Source organism: Rhodococcus sp. C-2 (assembly GCF_027854095.1).
GTDB classification, from domain to species: domain Bacteria; phylum Actinomycetota; class Actinomycetes; order Mycobacteriales; family Mycobacteriaceae; genus Rhodococcus_F; species Rhodococcus_F qingshengii.
The window spans coordinates 15432-29129 of sequence record NZ_JAQGFI010000015.1; the positions used below are offsets into that span (position 1 = coordinate 15432).

The 13698-nt window shown below is 62.0% G+C and carries 15 protein-coding genes; 7 read left to right on the forward strand and 8 right to left on the reverse strand.

The features are described 5' to 3' along the window. Nucleotides 1-115: 115 nt before the first annotated feature. From PCS43_RS27430 to PCS43_RS27440, 3 genes are read left to right on the forward strand one after another with little or no spacing between them, the layout of a single operon-like run. Nucleotides 116-586: an Lrp/AsnC family transcriptional regulator gene (locus PCS43_RS27430; protein WP_020971454.1), complete on the forward strand. Its 471-nt coding sequence runs from the start codon at nucleotides 116-118 to the stop codon at nucleotides 584-586. Nucleotides 587-632: 46 nt separating this feature from the next. Continuing rightward, nucleotides 633-1457, forward strand: coding sequence for a DUF692 domain-containing protein (locus tag PCS43_RS27435; RefSeq protein ID WP_058227440.1), 825 nt, complete (start codon nucleotides 633-635; stop codon nucleotides 1455-1457). Next, nucleotides 1454-1780, forward strand: coding sequence for a hypothetical protein (locus tag PCS43_RS27440; protein WP_058227439.1), 327 nt, complete (start codon nucleotides 1454-1456; stop codon nucleotides 1778-1780). The genes PCS43_RS27435 and PCS43_RS27440 overlap by 4 nt, the downstream gene beginning before the upstream one ends. On the opposite strand, the gene PCS43_RS27445 is transcribed toward PCS43_RS27440, so the two are convergent. The 8 genes from PCS43_RS27445 to PCS43_RS27480 all read right to left on the reverse strand — a co-directional run bounded on the left by PCS43_RS27445 (nucleotide 1769) and on the right by PCS43_RS27480 (nucleotide 9061). Further along, a complete protein-coding gene (locus tag PCS43_RS27445) occupies nucleotides 1769-2563 on the reverse strand; it encodes a family 1 encapsulin nanocompartment shell protein (protein ID WP_003942478.1) in 795 nt (264 codons plus the stop codon). The two genes, PCS43_RS27440 and PCS43_RS27445, sit on opposite strands and share 12 nt — an antisense overlap. Further along, on the reverse strand, nucleotides 2560-3618 hold the full coding sequence (locus tag PCS43_RS27450; RefSeq protein ID WP_058227450.1) for a Dyp-type peroxidase: 1059 nt from the start codon (nucleotides 3616-3618) through the stop codon (nucleotides 2560-2562). Before PCS43_RS27450 ends, PCS43_RS27445 begins: the two co-directional genes overlap by 4 nt. Nucleotides 3619-3686: 68 nt before the next feature. After that, nucleotides 3687-4643, reverse strand: coding sequence for an SMP-30/gluconolactonase/LRE family protein (locus tag PCS43_RS27455; protein ID WP_047272648.1), 957 nt, complete (start codon nucleotides 4641-4643; stop codon nucleotides 3687-3689). 33 nt (nucleotides 4644-4676) lie between these two features. Continuing rightward, a complete protein-coding gene (locus PCS43_RS27460; RefSeq protein ID WP_058227436.1) occupies nucleotides 4677-5633 on the reverse strand; it encodes an alpha/beta fold hydrolase in 957 nt (318 codons plus the stop codon). A 1-nt stretch (nucleotide 5634) separates the two neighbouring features. Next, a complete protein-coding gene (locus PCS43_RS27465) occupies nucleotides 5635-6009 on the reverse strand; it encodes a nuclear transport factor 2 family protein (protein WP_209910642.1) in 375 nt (124 codons plus the stop codon). A gap of 65 nt (nucleotides 6010-6074) precedes the next feature. Continuing rightward, entirely contained in the window at nucleotides 6075-6755 is a 681-nt protein-coding gene (locus tag PCS43_RS27470) for a hypothetical protein (RefSeq protein ID WP_007729081.1), read from the reverse strand. A gap of 54 nt (nucleotides 6756-6809) precedes the next feature. Then, nucleotides 6810-8240: an APC family permease gene (locus PCS43_RS27475; RefSeq protein ID WP_051720950.1), complete on the reverse strand. Its 1431-nt coding sequence runs from the start codon at nucleotides 8238-8240 to the stop codon at nucleotides 6810-6812. A gap of 98 nt (nucleotides 8241-8338) precedes the next feature. Next, complete coding sequence (locus PCS43_RS27480) at nucleotides 8339-9061, reverse strand: FadR/GntR family transcriptional regulator (RefSeq protein ID WP_021332595.1); 723 nt, start codon at nucleotides 9059-9061, stop codon at nucleotides 8339-8341. Between the two features lie 200 nt (nucleotides 9062-9261). On the opposite strand from PCS43_RS27480, the gene PCS43_RS27485 reads away from it, so the two are divergent. The 4 genes from PCS43_RS27485 to PCS43_RS27500 are packed head-to-tail and all read left to right on the forward strand — an operon-like array spanning nucleotide 9262 to nucleotide 13693. Beyond that, the gene (locus PCS43_RS27485) at nucleotides 9262-10068 is read left to right on the forward strand and encodes a gamma-glutamyl-gamma-aminobutyrate hydrolase family protein (RefSeq protein ID WP_158656627.1); all 807 of its coding nucleotides are present in this window, start codon (nucleotides 9262-9264) and stop codon (nucleotides 10066-10068) included. Beyond that, complete coding sequence (locus PCS43_RS27490; protein ID WP_021332597.1) at nucleotides 10052-10825, forward strand: SDR family NAD(P)-dependent oxidoreductase; 774 nt, start codon at nucleotides 10052-10054, stop codon at nucleotides 10823-10825. Before PCS43_RS27485 ends, PCS43_RS27490 begins: the two co-directional genes overlap by 17 nt. Then, entirely contained in the window at nucleotides 10822-12198 is a 1377-nt protein-coding gene (locus PCS43_RS27495; RefSeq protein WP_054781549.1) for a glutamine synthetase family protein, read from the forward strand. Before PCS43_RS27490 ends, PCS43_RS27495 begins: the two co-directional genes overlap by 4 nt. 31 nt (nucleotides 12199-12229) lie before the next feature. Next, nucleotides 12230-13693, forward strand: a complete 1464-nt coding sequence (locus PCS43_RS27500) for an aldehyde dehydrogenase family protein (RefSeq protein WP_058227435.1) — start codon at nucleotides 12230-12232, stop codon at nucleotides 13691-13693. The last annotated feature ends 5 nt before the right edge of the window (nucleotides 13694-13698 follow it).

Below are 13698 nucleotides of genomic sequence, written 5' to 3' on the forward strand. Positions count from 1 at the left end.
CTTCGGCGACGTAATGGCAGCAAGCGTCGAGGATTCAAGACAAACGGCCTATCATGAGGATTCGGGCAGCAATATGTCCATCAACCGACTCGACTACCGAACCAGGAATGGACAGATGGCCACCGAACCGCACGCTCTCGATGCGATCGACCGTCGCATCATCGCCGAACTGGTCGCAGACAGTCGCATCTCCATGCGTGCACTGGCCGAGAAGGCGCACATATCCCGCGCTCACGCCTACGTCCGCATCGAAAGGCTCGAGGACGCCGGAATCATCACCGGATTCACGACGCGGATCGCCCACGAGAAGGCCGGACTCGGCTCCTCGGCATACGTGGCACTCTCGATCAGGCAGCACTCGTGGCGAGGTCTGGCGGCGTCCTTGAAGGCCCTGCCGTTTGTCGAGCACTTCTCCCTCCTCGGCGGCGACTTCGACGTTCTGGTGCTGGTTCGAGCCCCGGACAACCAGGAACTACGCCACACCGTTCTCGAAGAACTCCAGGGACTCGACGGGGTTCTCTCGACCAAAACGTGGCTGATCTTCGAAGAAGGCAACGGTCCGGGACCCAACTGGTTGCCCGGCTGATCCGTCTATAGTCGCCGTTAGCAGTTGCACACGGGAGGTGACTCGAATGACCCTGCACGGCCTGGGAATCGGTTGGCGCCCCGAGGTCTCCGGAATCATCGCGCAACTCGACGGCCTGGCATTCTGCGAAGTCATTGCCGAATCCGTCGGAAACGAGATACCGCCGCACCTCGGCTCGCTCGGAGTTCCGGTGATCCCGCACGGAATCTCGCTCTCACTTGGCGGGGCCGAGGCGGTAGATCAGGCACGGATCGATCACCTTGCGGGTGCATCCCAGCTACTGGGCGCTCCCTTGGCGAGCGAGCACATCGCATTCGTGCGTGCAGGCGGCATCGAGGCCGGCCACCTGCTCCCACTTCCGCGCACCTACGAAGCCGTCGACGCCCTGGTACGCAACATCACCCGGACTCAGGACGGTCTACCGGTGCCGTTCGCCGTCGAAAACGTTGCCGCCCTGTTCGACTGGCCGGACGACGAGTTGACCGAAGGGGAGTTTCTCGCGGAGATCGTCGAGCGCACCGGAGCCCTGCTGGTTCTCGACATCGCGAACGTCTATGCCAATGCCCTCAACCGAGGGCGTGATCCCTGGGCCGAGCTGAGCCGGCTACCACTCGAGCGAATCGCATACTGCCACATCGCCGGTGGCAGCATCAGCGACGGCAAATACCACGACACGCACACCGATCCGGTACCCGAAGCCGTGCTGGAACTCCTTGCGCAGTTCACCGCCGCCGGTCACCATCCCGCCATCATGCTCGAGCGCGACGGAAACTATCCGCCGGCACTGGAATTGCTCGACGAGCTCGATGCCATCGCCGACGCAGCTGGTCTGAATCGCATCACCGCGGGCACCGATTGGTCACGCACATGAGCACGCTCGGTGAGCGTCAAGAGGCGCTGATTCGCGCACTGGTGGCGGGTGGCGAACTGCCCGAAGGCTTCGACAAAGACGAAGCCGCCGTTGTCTCGGCGGCACTGCTCCGAAAGCGCGCAGGAGAAGTGGCGCAACACCTTCCGGTCGTGCGCCACACTCTCGGCGATCGTTATCTTCAGTTGTTCACAGCGTGGGCGGACGGACGGCCGAAGACGTCTTCGCGTTCGGATGCCCAGGCCTTTGTCGCCCATCTCCAGGACATCGGCGAACTGCCTCGCCCGCCCTGGTATCAGAGGTTTCGAAAGCTCTCACGCAAGTGAGACAACAGCTTCGCTGGTGTACATGAGGAACGTCATCGATTCCTGGAAGTACAGCTCGACGGAGTTCGCATCGTGCGAGAGATAGCCGATGGACAGGTCCTGGCCCAGATGCAGTTCGTAGTCACCGCCACGCGTCGACAGCAGGAAAGCGCCGTCGATGGCCGGGGCCCAGATGATCTCGCCGTCGAGGACGCGTCGCAGGTGCTCGCGGATGGGGTAGCCGTGATCGGAGGTCTCGTTGATCGCGGTGAACGCATCTGCATTCAAGAGCAGTGAGTACGGTCCGTTGACACCGGCCAAGCGCAGCGACGTGATCGCCTGGCTGATGGCTTCCGGGTAGTCCTTGGCGTCGATGGGTAGCTTCAGTTCCGGGTTGGAACCGCTGGCCCGCACGCCGGTGATGCTGGCTGCGGGGTATCCCTCGAAGATGGCGCGGTCCTCGGCGAACGCGATCTGCTTGGCCGCGTCCTTGACGGGCTGCCAGTCGGAGTCCTTGGCGCCGCGTTCGACGTCGTCGATGGCCTGACGGCTGACGGTGAAAGGGACCCGCAGTTCGATGATCGGCTGGGACTGACGAGCATGTGCGATGACGCCGTCGGCCAAGGGATTGATCGGCACCTGATGCCCGAGTGGGATGGCCGCGAGATCGTCACCCGACGGTCCCTCCACATCCACGACACGACGACCGGCGACGTGACGCTTGAAGGTACGGCTCGCCTCTTCTTCGATCTCGGCCCAGGCTGCTGCCGAAATGGGTGCTAGGTCGCGGTGCAGGTTTGTCATTGCTGGGCACTCCTTTTGAGGCTGCCGATTCCGAGAGAACCGTCAGAGATGGGCGCTGTGAACGTCGCTTCGGGAACGAGCCTGGTCGGCAAGTCCGGGGGATCGTCGAGAAAGTCCGCCGTCGGAACGAAGAAATTGATTCCGGTGACGGCGGTGGAGAAATCAAGAATGCGGTCGTAATTGCCGACGGGATTCCCGATGAACATGTTGGTGAGCATCTGCTCGGTGACCGTCGGCGACGCCGAGTAACCGATGAAATAGGTACCCATCTCAGCGGAGCCGACGTGGCCGAACGGCATGTTGTCGCGCAGAATCTGGATCTGCTCACCGGATTCGTCTTCGATGACGGTGAGTGCGGTGTGGGAGTTGGCCGGCTTGGTGTCGTCGTCCATCTCGAGATCTTCGAGCTTGGAGCGTCCGATGACGTTCTCCTGCTCCTCGACGGGCAGGGAGTTCCACTCCGACATGTCGTGGAGGTACTTCTGGACGATGACGTAACTGCTGCCTGCGAAATCCGGATCCTCGTCACCGACGGTGACCGCGACGTAAGCGGCCCGCCCGGACGGGTTCTCGGTACCGTCGACAAAACCCATGAGGTCGCGTTGCTCGAAATACTTGAACCCGTGAACCTCGTCGATCACCGACGCGGCCCCGGCCAACCTGTTGGTCACGACCGTGGCGAACTCGAAGCACAGGTCCATCTGACGGGCCCGGATGTGAAACAACAGATCGCCCGGCGTGCGCGGGGCGTGGTGTTTGTCACCGGTCAACTCGACGAACGGATGCAATTCCGCCGGCCGTGGACCGTCGAAAAGTCGGTCCCACGCATCCGAACCGATGCCGACGACGGCAGCCAAGCCACCGGCGGGAACCCGGAATCCGATCGAGCGTTGCAGCCCGGAAATATCCGCCAGAACGTCGTGAACTGCCTGCTCACCACCCTCGTCGATGGTGAAAACCAGGAAGATCGCAGCTTCCGTGAGCGGGGTCAGCAACGGCTGCGGTATCGCGGGAAGGGCCACTTCGGCCTCGTCGATCTCACTCGTTTCCGCCATGCAGACCAGTATGGACGATTCCGGCAGTCCCGGCATCAGTAGTGGGTAAGTCGCGTCAGGGTGTCGCGTCAGGGGGTTGCGGCCTGGGCGCCCGCGTCGAAGCCAGCCGGAATCTCGAAGATCTTTCCGTCGAACCCAGCGCGGTAGAGATGCCCGGCCGCGAATCCGGAATTGCCACGCCCGTAGGTCAACACACTCGACGCCTGCAGTCCGCTGGTGAGCGAGCAGTACTGGCCAGGTCCGTCGATCCGCCACACCTCACCACTGATGTCCGTGGGAACAATTGCGCGATCTCGCGAGTCCAAGGTCAAACCATCTGGGGCAGAGAAGGTTTCGAGACCGCCGAGATCGACCAACGATTCCGAATACTCTGGATTGTCGACGGAGATGCGGCTGACACCCGGGTTTGCGAACGTGCGCGAGACGTAGAGCCAGCGATTATCGGCGCTCAGGGCAGCGCCGTTTGCACTCGGGAAGGTTGCCCACGCCGGGTCGACGGAACCATTCGGGCTGACCTTTCCGATCAGCGAACCGAAATCGTTGGTGGCGTAGATCGTCCCGTCGTGCGCGACGGCAAGGCCGTTTGCAGCGCTCAGACCACCGGCTATCGGCGTCACGGCGCCCGAGTTCACGTCCACCCGCGCGACCGACGCAGCACGCGTCAGATCGCCGATCAGCACGCCGGCGTTTGCTCCGGTTCCCACCAGCAGTGAACCGTCCGGGCTCCACGCGAGTGCGCCCGCACCGCCGGGAACCGTAGCGATCGGAACTGCGGCCTGACCAGGCCCGTCGACGCGGAAGATCCGCCCACTCACCAGGTCGGTCGTATACAGGCGCCCTTGCCCGTCCACCGTGACACCCTCGAGGGCCGCACCCGGAATCTGGGCGCTGAGTATGGCGGGTGACGATCCAGGGCAAGGCGGCGCGGCGGCGGCACCGGACACGCCCAGAGCCAGAAGCGAACCGGCAACAAGAGCACCGGTGATACCAACACGAATACCGCGATCGAAGATCCTGGTGCGCATCTGCGCAACGCTAGACCCTCTGTCCGATTTCGCCTAGAGACTCCGAAGGAAAGAGATCAAAAGTTCATTGACCTCGACAGCGCGTTCTTGTTGTACGAAGTGCCCCGCACCGCCGAGGAGATGTACACCCCGCAGGTCGGGGACAGTGTCCTTCATTCGGTCCAATGCCTTGGGACCGCTCATCGCGATGACCGGGTCTTCCGCGCCCGCAACGAAGAGCGTCGGGACCTCGATGTGCGCTCCGTCCAGATCCGCGCTGCGTTCCCAATTGGCGTCATACGCTCGGTACCAGTTCAAGCCACCGGTGAAACCTGTTGCAGTAAAGGCCTTTACATAGACATCCAAATCATCCTCGGTGAGCCACGACCACGGCAACGCCGGCGCCTCGGGAAGTACGTCGAGATAGCCGTTTCCTTCGGAGGGGTTCTTCCACACATCGAGGTACCGGTAAGCCCCGGACAAGGCGTGGAAGAGCCGCTGAAGGAATTCACGTGGACGGGCGTCGAGTTCGCGCTCCGCAACACCCGGTTCCTGAAAATAGTGAATGTGCAGAAAGTGCTTTCGCGCCAAGGCGGCGTAGATCGTCGAGGGCTTGGCCGGGAATCTGTCCGGCGCATAGGGAACCGCCAAGGAGACCAGTCCCGCAACGCGATCGGGGTGACGAAGCGCTGTCGTCCACGCGACCGGAGCGCCGAAATCGTGTCCGACGAACACCGCTTTGTCGATTCCGAGAGCGTCGAGTAGGTCGATCAGCCGGTTCGCGACGGCATCGTTGGTGTAGTCCTCGATCGCGTCGGGGCGGGTAGTGCCGCCGTAACCGGGCATGTCGAGTGCAATCGACCGAAAACCCGCTTCCGCCAACGCTGCCGACTGATGGCGAAAGCTGTATCCGAGGCCGGGAAAGCCGTGGCACATGACCACAGCTGTCCCGGAACCGGAATCGTCGATCTGCCAACAGAATCCGTCGACGTCGATCGTCTTGACCGTCATGTCAGGCGGTGATCATGTCTTCCTGGTTCCAGAATGCGCGCATCGACAGGATCTTTCCGTCGTCGTCGAAGGTCATGACGTCGATGGGTGCGATGGTCAGGGTCTGCTCGCCGAGCTTGGTGATCAGCGAGAAGTGGAATGCCGCCTCGTTTCCGGCGATGCGGAGGGTCTGAAGGTGAGCTTCCTGGTCGAAATTCTCGATCACGGAGTAGAACGCGAGAATGGACTCGCGGGTGGTGCGCACGTCGGTACCAACCGGGTCTTCAACCGTTGCACCCTCGGCGTACAGGGCCACAACCTGGGCAGCAGTGCCCGTCGCAACGGTCTCGATGTAGGCGTCGACGGTCTTGCGGATTACCTCTGCGGACGGTGCCATGGTCTACCCCTCGTAGTTAGAACAGGTTCTAATTCTGAGGATAACCTACGACTCTGTTCCACGGGTCAGCTTTCGAGCACCTTGCGCAGGCGAGCCTTCTTCCGGTTCTCCCGCACGATCCAGACGACATCGGTGTCGTCCGACGCCCCCAGGGAGACGAATGCCGGCAGGGCATTCTCCGGATCCGCCGCAACCGCGACACTCCAGCAGTATCCAAGCGCCTGCCGGAGAGTCCGTGTGTCGGCCTCGCGACGAGAATCAGCTGGTTGCGAGACGATCCACTCGGTAGCGTCTCGGCACACCTGAACGGCCAGCGCAGCGTTGGTCTTGTCCTTCAGCAACCGTGGCTCGCAGATCCCCGCAGCCGCTGCGCGCAGCGTCAATGGATGGGCGGACCGTGACCACTGCTCGATGATCGCCCGCAATAATTGCGGATCCGTGTCACCTATCGCCTGAACGGCCATCGCGGCAGCTTCACGTGCGCGCCACGACGCACTGGTGGTCGCCTCCGTCAAGCTGCGGAGAACGGATCGCTCGTGCGAGCGAACGAAGATGAATCCGAGCCCGACGATCCCACAGCAGCGGATGTATTCGTCCTCGGACTCCGCCGCCAGCAGGATGTCGTCGTCATCGGCGCCGCGCGCGAACTCGAGCATGAGCCCAAGGTTCGCGCGCGGGCCGGGCAATCCTGACCGCTCCGTCAGGTAACTCCACAGTTCGTCACCGTCCAGATCCGCGAACGTCATGGGAGTCCTGCTTTCTCGAGTGCGGGTGCACCCATCATTTCACCGAAAGCCCTCTCACGACGGAAGTTCGAAGCTCACTTGCTTCCGTCGTCGCGCATAGAGGAATCCACCGACAAACGCGAGCACCAGCACCCCGGTCATCACCACGGCCAGAATGTTGCCGCCCAGTAGGAGCGGAAGGTTTCCGGCAATGGCGATCGCGAATCCGATCAGCCCGACAAGGCCCAAGCTCGGGGCAAGTTTGGTGTGCCAGAATCGCTGATCGACCTTCGTACGATGAAAGAAGACGAGCACCGCAAGGCACGTGAGCAACATGAGAGCCACAATCCCCACCGTTGCAACGCCGGCGAACCACGCGAAGATCTGTGTCACCGGATCCAGACCGATGACGATGCAAGCTCCGAGAAGTACCAGAGCACAGCAGGATTGCACCACTGACGCGATGTGCGGCGAACCATGCACGCGGTGCGTCCGCCCACCTGCGCCCGGCAGAACGCCGGTGTTCGACAGAACGAAGATGTATCTGGCCAAGACATTGTGGAGAGACAGAACTGCGGCAAAGAGACTGGACACCAACAGAATTTGAATCAGGTGGGCTGTCACCGTTCCGGCAAAGTCGGTGGCAGTGGTGATCAGCATGCCGTCGGGGTCAGTACCCGCAATGTCCACTGCACCCTTGTCGCCCCAGGCTGTCACAACCGCCCAACTGGAGAGAGCGTAGAAGCCGCCGATGAGGATCAAGGCGGCGTATGTCGCTCGCGGGATAGTCCGCGCGGGATCCTTCGCTTCGTCACGGAAGATCGCCGTCGACTCGAACCCGATGTAACCGGCAAGCGCGAATACCAATGCGACGCCGGGGGATCCGGAGAATATTTCCGACGGAGAGAACATTGCTGTCGACGGGCCTTCCGGACCACCGTCGGCGACGATGAAAGCGTCGAGTACGACTACGATCCCGACCTCTGCGATCAACAGGATGCCGAGCACCTTGCCCGACAATTCGATATGACGAAATCCGAGGACGGCTACCAGAGCCAACGAGGCGAGCGAGAAGATCCACCACGGCACCTCCGGACCACCGTAGGAGGTGATCAACGAACTCATTGCCGGGCCGAGGTAGCCGTATACGGCCAATTGCACTGTGCTGTAACTGACGAGGGCCAACATCGCACTGCCGACGCCGGCACCACGGCCGAGACCATGTCCGATGTAGAGATAGAACGCTCCGGTTCCCGGGATGTAACGCGACATCGCGGTGAACCCGACGGCGAAGAGCAGAAGTACACCGGTTGTCACGGCGAAGGTCATGGGGAAGCCCGCACCGTTGCCACCGGAAATACCCAGCGGCACAAGACCACTGATCACAGTCAGGGGAGCAGCTGCGGCAACGACCATGAGGACTATCGAGCCGGTACCCAGCGAGCCTCGAAGAGTTCGGTCATCGCCGGATGCATCACGTGAAGCATTGACGGAAGTATGGGTCATACGGGCGATGTTAGAACCATTGAAGTCGATTCGGGACCCAATTCACAAAACTTTTACTTGCGAAAAACGGGACGAACCGTCTGTTCGTCGCGCTCCCGTCAGCCTTCTTCCTGCAGCGCCAAGCGTTTGAGCTCGTCTTTTGCGTGCAGAATGTGACGTTCCATTGCCTCCGCCGCGCGAGCGCTGTCGCCCCGCTTGATCGCCTCGAAGATTTCCTTGTGCTCCACCCTCGAAGCCTCGACCTGGTCTTCGAACACGAGATGATCGACGGGGACGAACATTTCGCCGCGAGCCTCGACCACAGCGGCCTCCAACCTGCTGTTTCCCGCCGCTCTGGCGATACCGCCGTGGAACCTGGCGTCACAAGCCCGGAACGATCCCCGACTTCCGGAAACCCCCAATTGCTCAATGGATTCGAGCAACTCGAGAAGATGACGATCGGTTCGCCGGACCGCCGCGAGGCTTGCCGTGCGCATTTCCAACCCGATACGGAGGTCGACGATCTCGTCGATGTCTGCTTCTCGCGCTTTCAACTGGCCAACCCAGTCTTCATAAGGCCTGGTCAACTCCGAAACGAACGATCCGCCCGTGGCTCCTCGCCGCACCTCGATGTATCCCATCGCCTGAAGGATTCGGACCGCTTCTCGCACACTGACTCGACCGACTTCGAGTTGCTGAGACAGTTCACGCTCGGACGGCAGGCGATCACCGGGGCTGAGCGCGCCGCTGTGAATGAGCAGTCGCAAGCGTCGAGCGATATCCTCCCCCAACGTCGGTGCACTGACCATGAATTCGATGGCCGGCAGCTTGTCGATCTGCACGTCTCGTACCCCCTACTCGGTGCCTGGACCGACTCTTCAGCTTCGTCCTCGTACGCTTCGTCACGGGCTGCAAAATCGAACGCGCCATTCGCAACTGTCCTTGAATAGATACAGCAGCGCGCGGCACTTCGAACCCGTTACTCCAACTTTACAAGCCAAACCCTAGCGAAAAGCCATTCAATGGTTCTATGCTCGCTCCTATGACCCAATTCACGATGACGGCGGAGGCACTCCCCGCCATGCCCCTGATCGGAGTCACCGGCCGCGTCGACCGAGGCGGGCCGTCACTACCGAACGTCGTCGGCGACGCATTGATGGAAATGTTCTTCACCGATTTTCCGTCGAAGATCCGCGCCGCCGGTGGTCAACCGATCCTGCTGAGCATCCACAGTGATCCGCGCCGAATCGTCGAGCATCTCGACGCCCTCGTCCTCAGCGGTGGTTCCGACGTGGACCCCAGGCGATACGGCCGCACCCCCGGACCAAACTCCTCGATGATCGACCCCGCTCGGGACGAATTCGAGTTCGCCCTGGTCGATGCAGCCTGGGAAATCGGACTGCCGATCCTGGGTGTATGTCGAGGACACCAGGTCGTCAACGTCGCCCGCGGGGGCACTCTGATTGCCGACCTTCCGACCGACGCCGGTGAGGCGCACAGCTTCTTCGGCTATCCGCGTTCCTACCGACCACAACAGGTCGCCCTTGAATCCGGCTCCATCCCATACAGTCTGTACGGCAACAGCATTCACGTGAACAGCCTTCACCACCAAGCAGTGGATGCCCCGGGGAACGGACTCCGGATCGTCGGACGCGCGCTCGACGGCGTCGCCGAAGCCATCCAGGCCGACGATCGCCCCGTGGTGGGCGTGCAGTGGCACCCCGAATTCTTCGTCGAAATCGACCCGCTCTTCTCGTGGCTCGTCGACGCTGCAACCTCCCGTCGGACCAATTCTTCTCACCAGATCGATCATCACAGAATGGAAGACAACAATGTCACGTACGCATGAGAACAAGGTTGCCCTGATCACCGGTGCAGGCTCCGGAATCGGCCGCGGCATCGCGCTGCGCCTCGCCTCCGACGGTGCCCGCGTCGCGGTCGTGGACCTTCACATCGAAAGTGCAAAGGAGACCGTCGCACTTATCGAATCGCAGTACGGCACACCCGCGCTCGCCCTTGAGGCCGATGTGCGCGACCGCGCCGCCGTGAGCGCCGCTTTCGAAGCCACCGTCGCCGAATGGGGACGCTTCGACTACCTCGTCAACAACGCCGGCCTGATCACGATGAGTTCTCTCGAGAACCTCACCGACGAAGAGTGGGACCTCGTCCTCGACGTCAATCTCAAGGGCATGTTCATCGTCACGCAGATCGCCACCCCGTACTTCCGCGACGGCAACAGCGGCGCTGTGGTGAACTTGTCGACGGTGGAAGCGGACGTGGTCGTGTCCTCCCAGGGCTTCGCACAGGTCCACTACAACGCGTCGAAGGGTGGAGTGAAGATGCTGACGAAGGCTCTGGCCGTCGAACTCTCGCGGTACAACGTACGAGTCAACGCGATCGCCCCCGGGCCGGTCCCCACCGCCTTCCTGCCTGGCATCGACGTCTCCTCCGGCGAAGTTCTCGACTTCATGAAGTCCAGGCTCCTGGTGCCGCGCGTCGGCCGCCCCGAGGACATGGGTGCTGCAGTCTCCTTCCTGCTCTCCGACGACGCCTCCTACATCAGTGGAGTCCAGCTGCCCGTCGACGGCGGATGGCTTGCCCGATGAAAGGCCGGCTCACCACGGCCGAGCTCGCCGAGTCCGACATCGACACCGTCCTCATCGCCGGTATCGACCTCTACGGACGGTTGATCGGCAAACGAGTCCCGACGCGAATTTTCCTCGCGAACATCGACGAGGGTCTGCATGTGTGCACCTGTGTGTATGCCTGGGATGCCAGCCAACGCATGGACAAACTCGTTGTCGACTACGCCGGCGGACACACCGGCTGGCATGACTTCCGCCTGCAACCTGACCTGGGAACACTGCGACGCGCGTCGTGGCTCGAGTCCACTGCCATCGTCATCGCTGACTCGGTCGACGAACATACCGGCGAGATGGTCCCGATCGCACCGCGCACGATCCTGCGCAAACAGATCGACAAGCTCGAAGCTGACGGCCACACCGTCTACGCGGCAACGGAACTCGAGTTCCACCTCTACCGAGGTACCCCCGACGCATTGCGGCGCAGCGGCTATCGGGATCTCGAACCCACCACCCTGGTGCCCTCGGATTACACCATCACCGCCGGCAACGCGATGGAACCTTTCTTCCGCAAGGTACGAACCGCGTTGGAGGAGAGCGCGATTCCCGTGGAGGTCTCTCAGGTCGAATACGGCCTGGGCCAGTGGGAGATCAACCTCGAATACGGAACCGCCCTCGAGATGGCCGACCGCCATGTGCTATTCAAGCAGGTCGTCCACGACGTCGCTGCGGCAGAAGGGCTCACTGCTACCTTCATGGCACGTCCGAGCACCGACGGCATGGGCTCGTCGTGTCATATTCACGCGTCCATGCGGAGCGACGACACCTTCCCATTCCACGACGAAAGCGCAGAAAACACCGCGAGCGCCGAACTGCTGCACGCCGTCGGCGGAGTTCTCGAGCACTGCCCGGAACTCATGCTGTTCTACACGCCGACCATCAACTCGATGCGCCGCACCAGAGCCAGCCACGATTTCTCGGGGAACGGCTTGACCTGGGGTTTCGACAACAGGACTACCACCTGCCGACTCATCACCGGTGCACCGTCCGCCAACCGTCTCGAAATGAGACTGCCAGGGGCGGACGCAAATCCGTATCTCGCACTCGCCGCCGTTCTGGCGTCGATGAACGACGGTCTGACACGAAAGCTCGATCCCGGCGCACCGGTACGACGCGACGGGTACAGCGACACAGACACACTCGAGAAGGTGAAGCAACAACCGCTGCCCGGCACACTGGACGAAGCGGCGCGTGCGCTCGAGGCCAGTGAGTTCGCACTCGCGGCGTTCGGCGCCGAGGTCGTATCGCACTATGCGGCGGTCGCCAAGGACGAATGGGATTCCTTCATGTCCGCGGTCACCGACTGGGAACGCGAACGCTACCTCGACAACATCTGACCTACAAACGATTTCGCCACGAAGGACAGTCATGACCACTTCATGCTCACTCGTGCCCCAGAACAACACGATCGACGGAAACGTCGAAACACCGGCTATCGACCTCGGCGAATTTCTCACCGATCCCGACACCGGAGAGAAACTGCAAGCCCAACTCTCGTCCTCCACCGAACAGGTGGAGAGGGCGATCACCGCCGCGACAGAACTTCACCGATCGGGTGTCTGGACCCGTCGATCGGTCGCCGACCGGGTGCGCCTACTCGAGAGAACGGCTGAACTTGTCGAAGAACGGACTGCGGCGATCGCTCGTGAGGACTCCAAGAACAACGGCCTTCCGCTTTCGATCAGCACACTTTTCGCCGGCGGACTTCCCGATCTGTTCCGCAGTGCTGCAACGCATCTGAAGAACTCCTCCGGGTTCGAGCAGCTGGCGTCAGGTGCACAATTACATCGGCTGGCGTGGGGCCCGACCGCTGTGATCGCACCGTGGAACGCACCGAGCTTCATCACCGCCAAGAAGACCGCATTCGCTTTGGCCGCAGGTGCTCCGGTCATCGCCAAGCCCTCCAACTGGGCTCCGTCAGGACCCAACGTGCTTGCCGAGGCGATCTCACGTGCCATCGCCGAAGTCGACGCGCCGAAAGCTCTGTTTCAACTCGTTCACGGAGGCGGGGACGTCGGGCATCTACTGGCCTCCGATCGACGAATCCGAGCACTGGCGTTCACCGGCGGCCGAGCGGCCGGTAGTTCCATCGCCACTGCAGCTTCTACCGATTTCAAGGCTCTTCAACTCGAGCTCGGCAGCAACAACCCCGTGATCATCCGCGCCGACGCCGACATCGATCTGACTGCCACCGCACTCGTCGACGGGTTCACCAAACTTAACGGGCAATGGTGTGAGAGTCCGGGAAGCGTCTTCGTGCCGCCGCACCTTCACGACCGGCTTGTCGACGCAATACTCGACCGCACGGCCGAAATCGCACTCGGCCGAACCGATGACGCCAACACCACGATGGGTCCGCAGGCGAACGAGCCTCAACTCCAACGGATGCGGGATACCGTCGAGTTCCTCCGTGGCGTGGGCGGCACGGCCGTCTCGAGCACCCCCGTGCCTGACGATTCCGGATGGTTCTTCCCACCGACAGTGGTGCACGGAATCTCGTCGGAGCAGACCAAATCGGAGACCTTCGGGCCGATCCTGACGGTGCACCGAGCATCAACCGACGAGGAAGCTCTGCTCGAGGCCAACGCTCTCGATACCGGCCTGGCCGGATACGTGTTCGGCGCCGACGTCGACGCCGCTCGTGAACTTGCGACCCGAATCGATTGCGGTGAGAACAAGATCAACAGCACCAGCCTCCTGGACCTAGACGACCACTCGACCCAGAGTTTCTGGGGCGGAAGCGGTATCGGCGCACACGGCGACGCAGAGCTTCTCGACTTCTTCCGGGGATCGAGAATCATCGGGGTCGATGCGCCCGGACTTCCTCTCTAGGCGGA

Coding starts and splice junctions, on each gene's coding strand:
- PCS43_RS27435 (WP_058227440.1), top strand. CDS start 633: ATGACCCTGCACGGCCTGGGAATCGGTTGGCGCCCCGAGGTCTCCGGA.
- PCS43_RS27460 (WP_058227436.1), bottom strand. CDS start 5,633: ATGACGGTCAAGACGATCGACGTCGACGGATTCTGTTGGCAGATCGAC.
- PCS43_RS27490 (WP_021332597.1), top strand. CDS start 10,052: ATGTCACGTACGCATGAGAACAAGGTTGCCCTGATCACCGGTGCAGGC.
- PCS43_RS27500 (WP_058227435.1), top strand. CDS start 12,230: ATGACCACTTCATGCTCACTCGTGCCCCAGAACAACACGATCGACGGA.
- PCS43_RS27465 (WP_209910642.1), bottom strand. CDS start 6,009: ATGGCACCGTCCGCAGAGGTAATCCGCAAGACCGTCGACGCCTACATC.
- PCS43_RS27485 (WP_158656627.1), top strand. CDS start 9,262: ATGACCCAATTCACGATGACGGCGGAGGCACTCCCCGCCATGCCCCTG.
- PCS43_RS27475 (WP_051720950.1), bottom strand. CDS start 8,240: ATGACCCATACTTCCGTCAATGCTTCACGTGATGCATCCGGCGATGAC.
- PCS43_RS27445 (WP_003942478.1), bottom strand. CDS start 2,563: ATGACAAACCTGCACCGCGACCTAGCACCCATTTCGGCAGCAGCCTGG.
- PCS43_RS27440 (WP_058227439.1), top strand. CDS start 1,454: ATGAGCACGCTCGGTGAGCGTCAAGAGGCGCTGATTCGCGCACTGGTG.
- PCS43_RS27430 (WP_020971454.1), top strand. CDS start 116: ATGGCCACCGAACCGCACGCTCTCGATGCGATCGACCGTCGCATCATC.
- PCS43_RS27470 (WP_007729081.1), bottom strand. CDS start 6,755: ATGACGTTCGCGGATCTGGACGGTGACGAACTGTGGAGTTACCTGACG.
- PCS43_RS27495 (WP_054781549.1), top strand. CDS start 10,822: ATGAAAGGCCGGCTCACCACGGCCGAGCTCGCCGAGTCCGACATCGAC.
- PCS43_RS27455 (WP_047272648.1), bottom strand. CDS start 4,643: ATGCGCACCAGGATCTTCGATCGCGGTATTCGTGTTGGTATCACCGGT.
- PCS43_RS27450 (WP_058227450.1), bottom strand. CDS start 3,618: ATGGCGGAAACGAGTGAGATCGACGAGGCCGAAGTGGCCCTTCCCGCG.